This window comes from uncultured Vagococcus sp., assembly GCF_963518325.1.
Taxonomy (GTDB): Bacteria; Bacillota; Bacilli; order Lactobacillales; family Vagococcaceae; genus Vagococcus_D.
The window spans coordinates 1-15,036 of the sequence record NZ_CAUQJB010000025.1 but is presented as its reverse complement, the minus strand read 5'-3'; the positions used below and the strand labels follow the sequence as shown (position 1 = coordinate 15,036).

Annotated in this window: 10 protein-coding genes; 7 read left to right on the top strand and 3 right to left on the bottom strand. The window is 34.8% G+C overall.

The features are described 5' to 3' along the window. The first annotated feature begins 757 nt into the window (after window positions 1-757). The 4 genes from RWN13_RS17065 to RWN13_RS17050 all read left to right on the top strand — a co-directional run bounded on the left by RWN13_RS17065 (window position 758) and on the right by RWN13_RS17050 (window position 6,606). Window positions 758-2,083: a hypothetical protein gene (locus tag RWN13_RS17065; protein WP_314066105.1), complete on the top strand. Its 1,326-nt coding sequence runs from the start codon at window positions 758-760 to the stop codon at window positions 2,081-2,083. Window positions 2,084-2,085: 2 nt separating this feature from the next. Further along, complete coding sequence (locus RWN13_RS17060) at window positions 2,086-3,873, top strand: ATP-binding protein (protein ID WP_314066103.1); 1,788 nt, start codon at window positions 2,086-2,088, stop codon at window positions 3,871-3,873. Between the two features lie 233 nt (window positions 3,874-4,106). Next, window positions 4,107-4,496, top strand: a complete 390-nt coding sequence (locus RWN13_RS17055) for a hypothetical protein (RefSeq protein ID WP_314066102.1) — start codon at window positions 4,107-4,109, stop codon at window positions 4,494-4,496. A gap of 115 nt (window positions 4,497-4,611) precedes the next feature. Further along, complete coding sequence (locus tag RWN13_RS17050; protein WP_314066099.1) at window positions 4,612-6,606, top strand: hypothetical protein; 1,995 nt, start codon at window positions 4,612-4,614, stop codon at window positions 6,604-6,606. A 177-nt stretch (window positions 6,607-6,783) separates the two neighbouring features. Here the strand turns inward: RWN13_RS17050 and guaA are convergent, their stop codons facing one another. The 3 genes from guaA to RWN13_RS17035 form a co-directional block, all read right to left on the bottom strand. After that, the gene (gene guaA / locus RWN13_RS17045) at window positions 6,784-8,322 is read right to left on the bottom strand and encodes a glutamine-hydrolyzing GMP synthase (RefSeq protein WP_314066201.1); all 1,539 of its coding nucleotides are present in this window, start codon (window positions 8,320-8,322) and stop codon (window positions 6,784-6,786) included. Between the two features lie 83 nt (window positions 8,323-8,405). Next, window positions 8,406-9,329, bottom strand: coding sequence for a type I pantothenate kinase (coaA, locus tag RWN13_RS17040; protein ID WP_314066096.1), 924 nt, complete (start codon window positions 9,327-9,329; stop codon window positions 8,406-8,408). Between the two features lie 168 nt (window positions 9,330-9,497). Next, window positions 9,498-10,022, bottom strand: a complete 525-nt coding sequence (locus RWN13_RS17035) for an acyl-CoA thioesterase (RefSeq protein WP_314066093.1) — start codon at window positions 10,020-10,022, stop codon at window positions 9,498-9,500. A 191-nt stretch (window positions 10,023-10,213) separates the two neighbouring features. Between RWN13_RS17035 and RWN13_RS17030 the strand changes: the two genes are divergently transcribed. The 3 genes from RWN13_RS17030 to RWN13_RS17020 form a co-directional block, all read left to right on the top strand. Further along, on the top strand, window positions 10,214-10,780 hold the full coding sequence (locus tag RWN13_RS17030; protein WP_314066091.1) for a GDSL-type esterase/lipase family protein: 567 nt from the start codon (window positions 10,214-10,216) through the stop codon (window positions 10,778-10,780). Window positions 10,781-10,785: 5 nt separating this feature from the next. Then, a complete protein-coding gene (locus RWN13_RS17025; protein WP_314066089.1) occupies window positions 10,786-11,391 on the top strand; it encodes a class I SAM-dependent methyltransferase in 606 nt (201 codons plus the stop codon). A 905-nt stretch (window positions 11,392-12,296) separates the two neighbouring features. Continuing rightward, a partial coding sequence (locus tag RWN13_RS17020; RefSeq protein WP_314066086.1) for a Cna B-type domain-containing protein occupies window positions 12,297-15,036 on the top strand: 2,740 nt, incomplete at its 3' end.

Below are 15,036 nucleotides of genomic sequence, written 5' to 3'. Positions count from 1 at the left end.
TCGAATAAATCGAGAACTTCTTCTTGAGAAAACGGTGGTGCAACTACACATAGTTAATGTTATACAATTTTCGAAATATGATTTATAATTTCTCTTAATAAACATCAAGTTACTTATAATTTTTCTATATGTAGGATATCCATTTAAATCAATTCTATATCTGTCATGTGTAGCTTCTGCACCGTCTAGACTGACATTAATTAGGATATTATTAGTTACACAGCATTCTAAAATTTCCACTGTTAACGTAATTGCATTTGTAGTCATAGAGAACTTGATATTTTCTGTATTTGACAAGCTATTAACATAATCAATACATTTTTTTATTAATTTAAAGTTAACTAAAAGTTCTCCACCAAAAAAACTTATCTATCTGTCAGGTACCATTTTAGAATTTTGTAAATAGTTATCAATTGCAATGTGGGCTATTTCAAACGTCATGTGGGGATTACAATTCCAATCTTCTTGTGAATACGGGGAATTTGTAGGAGAATATTATGTTGGATTAGAGTAGATGTGATATTTGTAGTTCAGATTATTTATTATGATAGTTGAATGAAAATGGTTGTCTAAAATGAAATTTATAACTATTAAGTTATAAGCGCTATAACTTAATAGTTGTTTTTGTGATTTTAATACAAAATAGACCTATGTTGTTTAACATATTCTTGATATAATATATATATTAATATTTGTAAGTCTTAAAAACTGTTAATAGTATAAAAAGTGGACATAAAATTATTAAGGAGGGTATTCAATGACTAGAGTTGCAGATTCAAGCATAAAAGGGTTTTTATATCAATTTAACTTGACCTTAAAATATATATTAGAATCTGAAAGTGAAGAAATTCAAGTTGAGGGTATTACGGAAGATATTGATATTCAATCGGAGAAACTACTTACAGCAGTACAGTGTAAATATCACGAGTCAAAAAGCAACTATACCTTAGCTGATATTTATAAACCTGTGCTACAAATGCTTAAGCATTACACAGAGAATAAAATATCGGGAAATACTAAAGTAGTGAAGTATGTTCTTTATGCTCATTTCCCACAACTGGCTGTGGGTGAAAAAAAATTATCTGAAAATGATCTAGAAGAAATTCTGATGACAACTAATTTTGATTATGTTTCTAAGTATACATCTCATTTGCGTAAATGTAATGAAAATAATCTTAATGAAATTATTTCGAAAAGCAATAAATCTAAGTCTGAAAAGGAAGAATTAGTATCTTATTTCTCTACTCAAAAACTGAATCTTAAAGATGAAGTGGATTTAAATGATTTTTTAAATAATTTTTTTCGCTTTGAAATTGGATTACCGATAAAAAAGATGGAAGAGCATGTATGTCAACTCTTAATTGATAAAACTGGAGAACTATCTCAAGAAGATGTTAATGAAATATTTTATCCAAATGCTATTCAAAAAATTGCTGATATGAGTACTTTAAGTGATGATGAACGGAAAATTACTAAACAAGAGTTTGTCCTGTATCTTCAAGGCTTGAAAACAACTGCAATTACAAGGTGGACAAGAGAACTAACGTCCTATCGCAACTTATTAAAAGCTAGACGAAAACAGTTAGGGGCTAATCTTAATATTAATCTCAGAAAAAGATATTTTATTTTTAATTCTAATGAAATAAATAATTTTGATAGTGGTATTGTTATGTTTATAAAGGATTATACAAATATATACTGTAACAAAGCTAAGCTACACAATCCTGCTACTATTTGCATTCTTGATTATACCCACGAACAAATAGCCGATTTAGTTTCTAGGTTATATAGAAAAGAAGTAGTATCCAATGACGGTCGCAAAGGAAATGCTTTTTTCAAAGAATTATTTATGAATGAGCCAGAGAAAAAAATTAAAGATGACTGGTTTGAATATAAGATTAAGCTTTGCAATGGAAATGATGAGATATATGAAATATTCAATCAGAATAAACCTGATGATTTTTTTGTAATTTGTAAAAAAACTTCAAGTATTGACTATAAAGATGTTAATGTGGAAAATATTGAAGTAAACGAATTGAGTGATTTGAAATATCTTTTAAAAATTGAAAATGAGGTGAGATGAATATGGCTATTGGAAAAGTATACGAGAGTTCTGCTTTAGGTATTGTCATCAAAATGAATTTTGAAGATTTTGAGAACAACAAAGTAAGCTTAAAAATTGGGAAACACTTAAAAATATCTATAGGAAATCATGATAAATTGATAGCTACTATTAAAAATATTAAGGCGATAAATGACATTGAGAACGATAATGATAAATATCTTCTTACAACTGAGCCTGTAGGTGCAGTTATTAATGATAAATTTATTTCTGGAAGTTCAATATTACCTTCACCAACAGAAACCGTGGATATTGCTGATGAAGATACTTTAAAATTAATTTTTTTGGAAAATGAAAAGTATTCATTTGAATTAGGGAAAGTTTCTCAAAATGAAAATTTATCTTTGTTTTTAGATGGCGATCTTTTTTTTAGTAAACATATTGGAATAGTCGGTTCTACTGGGTCTGGAAAATCATGTACTGTTGCAAAGATATTGCAAGAAGCAGTTGGAATAGATGAAGCAACAAATAAAAATTCTGCAAAACAAAAGAATTCACATGTAATAATTTTTGATATACATTCAGAATATAGTTCTGCCTTCAAATTAGAAAAAGACCAAAATTTTTTATTAAATCTTCTAGATGTAGATAAATTGAAATTGCCGTACTGGCTAATGAATAGTGAAGAACTTGAATCATTATTTATAGAGAGTAATGAAGCAAATTCCCATAACCAAGTTTCTCAATTTAAGAAAGCTGTAATATTAAATAAAGAAAAATATAATCCCACATTAGAAAATATCACTTATGATACTCCTGTATATTTCAGCATTAATGAGGTGTGTAATTATATTAAAAACTTAAATAATGAAGTGCTTAGTAAAATTACTGATGAAGTTGGGATACCTAAAATTGTTAAAGAAGATGGTACAATGGAATTAGTTTCAGATACAAACATGTATTTTCAAGAGGAACTTGTTTTTGTACCGACCTCTACAGCTAAAGTTGACAAGGCGTCTAATGGTCCTTTTAATGGAGAATTCAATCGATTTATTTCTAGACTTGATAATAAAGTAAATGATAGACGTTTAAATTTTATTATGAATCCTTTGAAAGAAGACAATACGGATTTCGTAACTGATGATTTCAATACGATTTTGAAACAGTTTTTAGGTTACTTGCAGTGTTCAAATGTTAGTATTATTGATTTAAGTGGTATCCCATTTGAAGTTCTGTCAATTACTATAAGCCTTATTTCTCGAGTTATTTTTGATTTTGCTTTTCATTATTCAAAACTACGTCACGAACAGGGAGCTACAAATGATGTACCCTTCCTTATAGTTTGTGAAGAAGCACATAACTATATACCCAAAAGTAACAGTGCTGAATATAAAGCTTCAAAAAAATCATTGGAGAGAATTGCAAAAGAGGGGCGAAAGTATGGATTAAGCTTAATGGTTGTAAGCCAAAGACCTAGCGAGGTCTCTGATACTATTTTTGCGCAATGTAATAATTTTATCTCGCTTAGACTAACTAATACTACAGATCAGTCTTATGTAAAAAATTTACTTCCGAATAATACAAATTCTGTTGCTGATGTGTTGCCAACTCTTTCACCAGGCGAATGTCTTGTAGTTGGAGATTCTGTGCCAGTTCCAACAATAGCAAAAATGAAATTACCAAATCCTAGACCTCAATCAGAAAATGTAAAAGTCCATACAGTTTGGAATGAAGAGTGGAAAAAAATAGATCAAGTAGGTACTAATTCCCATATATCTATAGATGAAGTTCTTAGTAGATGGCGAAGATAATAATGAATATTAGCTAGAATAAAACAACGTACCTTAGTGCTCTCATAAATATTAAGGTTTTAGCAATGTTTAAAATTTTTTTAATATTCTATAATCGCTAGTAATAAAAAAATGAATCATATTGAAGTAATAGAATCAAATTTTTAGTATGCTTTATAGCCATAGATGCTTTCTATTTATTTTGAAGGTATCTTTTTGTATTTAAGGAAATGTATAAAAAAGGAGTTGGTTGAATGTTGGATTACAATATCTACTTGCAAAATAACGACTCAATGTCTTTCGAAGAAGCATTAGAAATTTACAACTCTATTTTTAATGTATTGGAGTGCAAAGATGAATATTTGCATGAGTTATGGAAAGAAGTCATAGATTCAGCTTTAGTCTATTCGAATATGAGAACTAACTGGAATTACTTTTCTCGCGAAGAAAAACATGAAAAAGATAATTTAAGGACTAGCTATCACAATACATTTATGATTAATTTAAAGGCATTTTATAAGTTCGGTGAACAACTAGAATTAGACACTAATTGGATAGGAAAACTCGGTTCATCAGAAGATAGAAAATGTTGGGGCGATTTTGCTGGATATCTCTTGTGTCTTGAAAATATTAGAGCGAGATAAAAATAGCAGTTTAAAAATTCCTACAAATGCTAGTTTGCCATGATATCATTTTTTGTTTAGTAATTTTATTCAAGGTGCTAATAAAATGAACAATTAGAGAGAGCGAGGGATTCAATTGAAATTTGTTGACAAGATAAAAAAATACAATATAAGGGAAATACAAAATATGGCCCACTCTGATATAGAAACATTCTATAAGTATTTAAAAAAAGTTTATGTAGAAGATGGCGTAGATGCCTTGTTTTTCGCTGCTAAAAATTCTGGTTTTTATGTTGATCCATTTTGTAAAAAACTTTTTTCAAAGCAACAAGAAAGAATAAGAAATCTACTGGAAATAACAGTAGAACCGGAAGAGTTGGCGAGGTTTGATCAGGAAGTTGTAAATATAAATTTACTAAATGAATTATCAGATAATTATAATGTTATAATTTCGAAGTTGTTAGGAAGCGACTCTGATCCTCAAAACAGTATTGCAAAAATAATATATACTGTTAATAAATTTCTTGAAGATATGAACAGATTTATGTTGAGTAATATTAAATCTAAAATGCTTGATTCGCCACTTGATGACGGATTAGATATAACTTATATAGGAAATTTTTTTGGTCACGAATTAAACGTAGAGAATGCTGACGAGGCATTTATGGGAATAGCACTTGCTGTTTCAGAGATACTAAAGTTTCTCATGTTTTATAAACGGAACACTTTAAGCAAAAAATCATATAAAAGAATTTTCTCTAAAGAAAGTTTTGGAATGGCTAGCAGTGCTATAGGTTTAACCGCGGATCAAGGATTAATTAATTTCTTTCTTAGCTATTGGAAATACTCAAGTATAGGTTCAGAATTTAATGATGACGAATTGCGTTTTTTCATATCCAACGATGAATTAAATACTTACTATAATATTAAAAATAATCGAACTCATCTGTTTACAAATATAATGCAAACAGAAATTTTTAAGAACAAGTTGCATGAAGAAACAGAAATTAGTAATGGACATTTTTTTGAAGCTGATAAAAAAAATTTAGCAATAAAATATCATATTGATAATTTTGAAAAAAAGATAAAAGGGATATCTTTACGAGGCTGGCTTACAGCGTTCAATATATTACAGAGAGAATGCAATGTATTCATGAGTAGAAATAGAAAAAAACGAAAAATGAATGTGTGCTCGTATTGTTTAATAAAGACAGAAAAAGAGTGGGAACGATTGTTTGTCAAAAATGGTTATGCAGAGGAGCAAAGTAAAGAAATTATCAAATTTTTTACTTTTGAAAAAGATAGCGATGATTTAATTGATTGTCCATTTATCAGAATAGATACTACTGATGAACTACTTATAATTCCTCAAATGGTGTTACAATCATACGCATCGAATGCGGTTATTAGCAATTTTTCAAAAAAATTTTCAGATGAAGTTTCTTTTAGAGGATTTGGATTTGAGAAAACTGTTAATGAATTATTAAATAAAAGCGGATTCAAATCGTCGGGAATTAAGCAAAATTATCAAGGTACTACTTATGAATGCGATGCATGTTTTTTAATTGAAGACACAATGTATTTTGTAGAATGTAAGTCGCATTCAGAACCCGATGATTTTGATAAAATAGTAAATAATATTTCTGATTTAGTAAAAGAAACAAAACAAATAAATAGAATTTCTCATCATTTTGAAAAGCACACAAATTATGTTCTACAAAAATTAGGTTTATCAGAGGATACAAAAATAAATAATGTAAAAAAGATACTTTTATCTGCTACTGATTTAGGTAAAGCTTTGTACGTAAATGATGTGTATATTACAGACTATTCGACCTTCTCTAATTTCTTTTTACGAAATAGAATAGTAATTAAAAAGTCTAACGGTGAAGTTCTTTTTCGACACTATAAGAACGAATACGAAGGGGATATAAATGTCAGAAAGTTTGAAAATGTATTAAATGAAGTTTTATTAGAAAAAGAAATGGCGAAAAATAAAGTTGATAGAAAAGTAGGTTTGAATATAAATAGCAAAATAGAATTTGTATTAAGTGAAATTGATTTCGCTAACATGATGTTTGAGGAAAACGATTCTACGATAGAAATATTGAAAAATAAATTGACACTTTAGCCCATCAATTATGATTGAAAATGATACAAAAAAAATCCCAAAAACCTAATCGCGTTGATCAGGTTTTTGGGTAGGGAAAATGGTAGGGAACCATATCATTTTTAATGAAAATCAAGCATTTCATAAGTTGAAAAACGTTGATTTATCGGCATTCCCCATCCTTATTATGTTGGCTCTTTATTCCCACTCAACAGTTGCTGGTGGTTTACTCGTAATATCGTACACGATGCGGTTAACGTGAGCCACTTCATTCACGATACGAACAGAGATTTTTTGCAATAGATCCCAGTCGATACGAGCAAAATCGGCTGTCATGCCATCGATTGAGGTAATCGCACGGATTCCAACGGTGTAATCGTAAGTACGGCCGTCTCCCATCACACCCACACTGCGGATGCCTGGTAAGACAGTGAAATATTGCCAAATGCTGCGGTCAAGGCCGGCAGCGGCGATTTCTTCACGTAAAATAGCGTCACTTTCACGGACGATTTCTAGTTTTTCTTCGGTGATTTCACCAAGGACACGAATTCCTAAACCAGGACCTGGGAAGGGTTGGCGCCATACGATGTGATCAGGCATACCAAGCTCAGTTCCAACGGCGCGAACTTCATCTTTGAATAAGGTATTTAGTGGTTCAATTAGTTTAAATTGCATGTCTTCTGGTAAACCGCCAACGTTGTGATGCGATTTGATCACTTCGGCTGTTTCCGTTCCGCTTTCGATCACGTCAGTGTATAACGTGCCTTGGGCTAGGAATTCAATGCCTTGTAGTTTGGTTGCTTCATCGTCAAAGACGTAAATGAATTCATTGCCGATGATTTTGCGTTTTTGTTCTGGATCAGAAACGCCAGCTAATTTATCTAAGAAACGTTTTTGAGCATCGATTTTAATGATGTTCAAACCGAATTTACCGCCTAACATTTCCATGACTTGAGTGCCTTCGTCTTTACGAAGTAAGCCGTGGTCGACAAAGATACAGGTCAATTGGTCACCGATGGCTTTTTGTAAAAGGACTCCGACAACACTTGAATCAACGCCGCCTGATAAAGCAAGTAATACTTTTTTATCGCCAACGGTTTCGCGAATTTTCGCGATTTCGATGTCGATAAAGCTGCCCATTGACCAGTCGCCAGTACAGCCACAAATATCAAAAGCAAAGTGACGTAAAATGTCATTGCCGTATTCAGAATGTTGAACTTCTGGATGGAATTGGACAGCATGGAAGTTTAACTTCGTGTTTTCCATGGCAGCAATTGGACAGTCAGTGCTTGTTGCCGTTACTTTAAAGCCTTCAGGAACTTTAGTGACTAAGTCACCGTGGCTCATCCAGACTTGTTGACGTTCTGGTAAACCGTTAAAAAGACCTGATTTAGGATTTTGGACATCGATAAAGGCTTGACCGTATTCTTTTTTAGCGGCACCTTCAACCACGCCACCAAATTCTTGGGTCATTAATTGCATGCCGTAACAGATGCCTAAAATTGGAATGCCAAGTTTAAAAATTTCTGGATCGACTTTAAATGCTTTGTCTCCGTAAACGCTGTTTGGTCCACCGGAAAAGATAATCCCTTTAGGTGCAATGGCTTTGATTTCTTCAGCCGTAATACGATGGCTCATCAATTCAGAGAAAACACCAAATTCGCGAATGCGGCGTGTAATTAATTGATTGTATTGACTCCCAAAGTCCAATACAATTACTTTTTCTAATGTTGTCATGTCGGCAACTGTCACGTAACTTCACCCTTATCTTAAATTAGTTTTTATATAAAACGAGCATGGCTCGCTTGTTCATACATTGGTTAGTATTTAGTGAGAGAGACATTGTCAATCTCGTGGCCCTGTGTTTTATGTAAAATCACATCGGCATTGTTGCGGGTCGGTAAGATGTATTCTTCTAGATTTTTTAGGTTGACGTCTTTCCAGACTTGCCTGGCCATGTTTAGCGCCTTATCTCGAGGGCCGATGGCGTAAGGGTAATAGAAATTCCCTGGGACTTGGAAAGCCGTATCCAGAAGGGCTTCAAAGCGGGTTAAATACCACTTTTCGATTAATTCTGGTTCAGCGTCTACAAAGAGTGAAAAATCAAAGAAATCGCTGATGTAAATTTGTTGATTCATGGGTAATTGTAAGACGTTAATTCCTTCGACGATCAGGATGTCCGGTTCGTTGACGATTTCGGTTTTTCCTGGAATAATATCGTAAATATCGTGAGAATAAACGGGTGTTTCAATGTTCTCTTTGCCGCTTTTTACCTTGTCAAGGAAGGCGATTAATAATTCCATATCGTAACTTTCAGGGAAGCCTTTGCGGTCCATAATACCACGTTCTTCTAATATGGTGTTAGGATAAAGGAACCCGTCAGTGGTAATCAGTTTGACGTTGCGGCGTTTAAAGGTTCGGGAAAGCATCATTTGCAATAAACGAGCTGTCGTACTTTTACCAACGGCAACACTTCCAGCGATGCCGATAATAAACGGGGTGTGTCCTTGATAGGACTGCATAAACAAGCCTTTACTGAGTTGCAGTGATTCGTATTCTTTCATATAAATATGAATCAAATGAGTTAAGGGCATGTAAATATCTTGCACGTCCTGAAGGGAGATGCGGTCGTTAAAACTTTTGATTTCTTGTAATTCTTCTTCAGTAAGTGGGGGGATACCGTTGCGGTAAAACTTCTTCCACTCTTCTCTTGAAAACTGGTAATGTTTTTTTGAGCTGTTCATTGTGTTAGAGCCTCCATTGATCGTTGCCATTTGGAAAATCCTAATGGGCTTATTTTATCATAATTTGAGCTAAATATCTTACTTTTTCGTGTATAAAGTAACTTTTGTTAAGAGTTTCTCATTTTTTTCTTTGAAAAGGGCTTCATTCGTTCAGGTTTTTAGTGTTGCTTATTTCCAGGGAACGTCTAATGAGACGGTTTTGGAAAATTGTTCATGAAAAGCCAGTTCTTTTAACCCATGTGTGCGGCGTTCCTGATAGCCGCTGCAAATCATCTGTTCTTCAGCTGTTTCTGGTTCGACGGTGGGAACGGTAAAGTCCTTTTCTGGTTTTTCTTTTGAAGGAACGGCTACAAAGGTCATAAAACAGGTGGCGGCAAGGTAACGGTCGCCTGTTATCAGATTTTCGCCGATAATTTTAGCAAAGACTTCCATTGATTTTTTGCCGGTACCGGAGATAAAGGTTTCCACACAAACGGAATGGTTCTCACCGATTGGATGAAGAAAATCTAGACGGTCGGTTGAAGCGGTGACGGCGTTGCGGCGACAATGGCGTGTGATGGAGATGGATGCTGTGTCGTCGATCAAAGCCATGAGCTTCCCTCCGAACAAGGTGCCGTGTGAATTAAGATCAGTTGGAAAAACGCGATGAGTTTGGATAACTCGTGATTCACGGCAAAATTTAGTGTTAAACATATTCAAAACTCCTCTAGCGTGCTATTATATGGATTATAATTAAACTTGATTGTCTTTATAGGCCAATTTGGCAGTAGGTAGCTGGATTATAGGGTATCTTTTTAGAGATGGCAATCAAAGGTGTATCTGATTAGTTTATGAGTGGTGTACAGCTGAATTATAACATATATCTCGAAACAAGGAGGATTCAGGTGCAAAAAATATTTCTTTTTGGCGATAGCATTACAGCTGGGTATTATCAGCAGGAGATCACGGATTTGTTGACGGCACCTATTCAAAAATCATTGCCTAATCTTGAGGTGGTGAATGCAGGTATTCCAGGTGATACAACCGTCGACGGCTTGGCTCGAATTGAGCGGTTTATCTTACGCTATGATCCGGCCTATGTGACAGTCTTTTTCGGCGCCAACGATGCGGATTTGGCTTGCCCCTTGTCTGTTGCCGACTATCAGGCCAATTTAAAGGCGATTATTTCTCGCATTGGCTGGCAAAAGGTGTTGTTGCTATCGGCACCTTACACGAATCAGCGTGATTCCCAAGCTCGATTGGAGCGGATTAAGTCCTTTGTTGATGGGGCTGAAGCTGTGGCACTGGAAACAGGTGTCCACTTTATTAACGTATTAGATGAGATGATGCAGCTGGTAGATCCGCAATCGTTGTTGCAAGAGGATGGCTTACATTTTTCCTTGGAAGGCTATGATTTTTTAGCGGAACTGATCCTGTCTGGATTAAAGCAAATAAGAAGAGAGAAAGAGTGACGCGTGTGACGAATAATCATTATTATACAAATGAACCAAGTACACCTCATGATATTGCTGAGTGGGAGTTTGAGTTAAAGGGGAAACGATTCCGTTTTACAACAGATAGTGGGGTTTTTTCGAAGAAGACAGTTGATTTTGGTTCCCGAGTTTTAATTGACACCTTTACGGAAGAGCACTTGCCAGAAGGGGCTATTTTGGATGTTGGTTGTGGCTATGGGCCGATTGGTTTAGCTCTCGCCTTTGATTCTGAACGCACGGTTGAAATGGTGGATATTAATCAGCGTGCTGTCGATTTAGCTCGCCAAAATGCCGAAAAAAATTTCATTAAGAATGTGGCTATTTATGAGTCAAATATTTATGAAAGTGTTAAAGGGACGGCCTATGCCGCGATTTTAAGTAATCCACCAATTCGGGCGGGTAAACAAGTGGTCCATGAGATTTTAACAGGGGCTTTTTCTCGTTTAGCTACGAGCGGCACATTGACTGTGGTGATTCAAAAGAAACAGGGAGCACCCAGCGCTGCTAAGAAGATGGAAGATGTTTTTGGCAATGTGGAGATATTGACGAAGGAAAAGGGTTATTTTATTTTGCAAAGCATTAAGGAGTGAGAAAATCTTAATGACTTAGACTGGTAGTCAAAATGAGAATGAAAAGAAAATTTATCGACTTATATTATTCTGCCGTTTACATTGTATACGACAGAATAGTGTAGGTCGATATTTTTAGTGACGGGAAATTAGTGCGACAGATCAAATAATAAAAATTGTGGTTAATCTAATTACTGATGATGCTTTTTTGCGAAAGGGCTTCTTAAAAAAAGCAATGTTACTCTAGATGAATTCTTAAAGTCGCTTACGAGCTATTTGGCTCGCTGACAATACTGAGAGGCACGATGATGAATAAAGATTCTTTTTTGTAGTAGCTAGAGTTGCTATCGAGGGTACTAAAGGAATTATCATATAGTGGAAAATTAGTCGGATTATAAAGCAATAAAGTATAATTAAAGCTATTATTGAGGTGATTTCCAATTTGAAGAGAGTTTTTTTTAAAAGATCTCTAAATTCTTAGGTCATGAGAGTCATATGGTTAATAATGTCATGCAAAAAAGAGTAGTGTTGATTGCTAAAGCAGTTAAACGAAATATCAAGAAAATAGGCCCCCTTATACACAGACAGCTGTTTGTCTTAAGAGACAAGCAAAAGCTTTATGGAACAAATTGTTTTAGAAGAGTGTTCATAAAAAATGATTTTTGACAATATTAAAAGAAAATTAAGTGGATTAGAGAAGCTGTATACTTGAATGAATTCAGCAGACGACTACTATTCAATCCGTGTTACTCCTTTGGCAAATGCGGAAGATTTATTTGTAAGTGCTAACAATGAGACCTTATACTTTTTTGTTAAGGAGTGAATTCATCGGCGGGGTACTAGTTCTAAAGATTTTTTATTGGAGACGTGTAATAAAAAAAGGTAGCGAGTGGTTAATTAAATAAAAAATGATGGGGGAGATTATAATGAGACATTGTAAATTATTCGGGATAGTAATGCTTGGTTTAATCGGTTTTTTTTGCTTTTGGGGGAAAGAAACAGATGCGGCGATAGCCGCATTGCCATCAGAAAAATTGGCGCAAATTGGCGATATTAGAGATTATAATGGGTTTATAGATGGAGAGCATTCAGCAGATAGTGCGGATACAGAAGGACCTATTATTATTAGTGGTGACTCGCTTTTTCCTAGGGACACACTAACTTTCACATTTGGTGCTTCTTTTCGTGATGTGAATACAACGGTAGGAACGCCACTTCAAACGACTCAAGTGGTCAATGTATTGATAAATGGTGGTATAAAAAATTATTCTGATTCCACCTTATCATTTGAAGAATCTGGGGATGGAAGAGGTTGGGTCATTGGGAATGAAGAGATGGACTCATGGTTGACGCCAAATCTGCTACAGGAAATGGCCTATCCTTATTATTTGAGTCAATTGGATATGTCATATTCGTTAAATCTATTCAGAAGTGAGCGAGAGAAGTTAGCAAGTTATATAGATAAGGCAGTGAGTCAGACAACTGAAACGGAATTCGAAACGCTATCTTTTTGGGGGCCTTCAGGTGAGTTACCGATTATTCCCATAAGACAATCACAAATTGATTCGAAAATTTTAGTTATTGATCTGGATCAAGTCAGCAGCTTTTGGCGCGGTGATACAGGGTTAACAATCAATGGTATAGGTCTTGCCGACAGTTTAATTGCTGATAATAGTTACGATAGTATTATTTTAAAATCGACCCGTGAAAAAATTGTTTTTTCTGGTGGTACGTTTTCAGACGATGGTGAATTGTCATTGACGGATCCATTGACAGCTGATTACGCGCAGAAAGTCAGTTATTATTTCCCAAATGCTAAACAAATTACCAATTATTCAGATCAACCTCAAGATGGAACACCACCCGTTTTACCAGTTTCGGTTGACGGTATAAATCGTGGAGTGGATAGTTTAGGTCAGGATTTGTATGGAAAAATTAATTTGTTAACTTACGGGACGGCTACAATTGGGAGTGTCTTAGCGCCTAATGCAACGGTTGTATATTCCGGCGGCAATCTGAATGGATTAATCCTTGTGAAAGATTTTCACCAGCGAGATGGAGCAGAGCTTCACAATTTCCGAGCAAATTGGGTTGAGAGAGAATTCGAAGAGGGGTTAAAAGGAAGTTTAAAATTAATAAAGACATCGCTAGGGCAGAATAATCTTAGTGAACCCTTAGATGGAGCTGTGTTTAATCTATATCGTCTAACTGGTGATTTACCAGAGTATCTTAGTTTCAATCGGACAGTGGGCCATTTTTGGAGTAGTAGCCGAGAAGATGCTTATCCGTTTGAAACCAATCAGGATGGCGAAATTCTGGTTTCTGGATTGGACGCGGGGACTTATTATATGGATGAAATAAAAGCACCTCCAGGTCATGAGTTATTGATTGAAGCTGTTGAGTTTATTTTAACAGAAGAGGATGTTATGGAGGAAAAAACCATCATTCAGGAAATCGCCAATGAAAGAAGTGCAATGATTGATTTACGTGGAAAAAAAACGTGGCGAGATGATGGTAACTCTCAAGGAATGCGACCAGATAAGGTAGTGATTGAGCTATATCAAAATGAAGAGAAAATTAAAGAAACAACTATTTCAGAACAGACACGTTGGATGTATGAATTTTTGGATTTGGCTCAATACGATGCTCAAGATGAGTTGTATTATTATCATGTTAAAGAAGTGAGTGTTCCGGGATATCAAACAATTATTGGCGAAAAGGGGCATGCAATTGTTAACCGGCTAAGTGAGACGATAAGTGTCGAAGGAAAAAAAATCTGGGATGATCATAATAATTCAGAGGGATTACGGCCTGAAAATATCACGGTGGAACTATTTCAAAACAATGTTCGCTTCCCTGTCGCAGTTCAAGAAGTTGACAAGGAAGATAATTGGCAGTATGAATTTACCGATCTTGAAAAGTACGATTTAAATGGAAAAGAAATTCGCTATCGAGTAGTTGAAACGGCCGTTCCAGGATATGAAACAAGTTATGTAGATGATGGGACGACAATTGTTAATCACCTTAATATCTTAATTTCACTTGAAGGAGAAAAGATTTGGTTGGATGGGAATAATCAGGAGAATATGAGACCAGAATCGATAACAGTGGAGCTATTGAGAAATGGTAAGTTGTTTGGAGTGACTCAAGCAACAGTGGAAAATGATTGGAAATATCTATTCACCGATTTAGAAAAGTTTGATGACGATGGCATACTATTTGACTATCAGGTCAATGAACAATATATTCCCAATTACGAAGTAGAAATTGCCGAAGATAATCAGACAATTACGAACATGTTAAGTGCTCTAATTGAGATAGAAGGTGAGAAATACTGGCAAGATGAAAATAATCAGGAAGGGCTGCGACCTGCTACAATTACAGTTGAGTTATTGCGAAATAGTCAGCTATATGACTTCAAAGTTGTGACAAACGAGAACAATTGGTTATATCGATTTACTGATTTACCTAAATATGATAAACAAGGATTTCTTTACAATTACCGCATCCGAGAAATCACAGTACCTGGTTATGAAACAATCTATGATGAGACTACCCATGATATTACAAATAAACTGACGACGACGCCAAGTACAACGGAGCCAAGTACAACAACGGAGCCAAGTACGACAACGGAGCCAAGTACGACAACGGAGCCAAGTACGA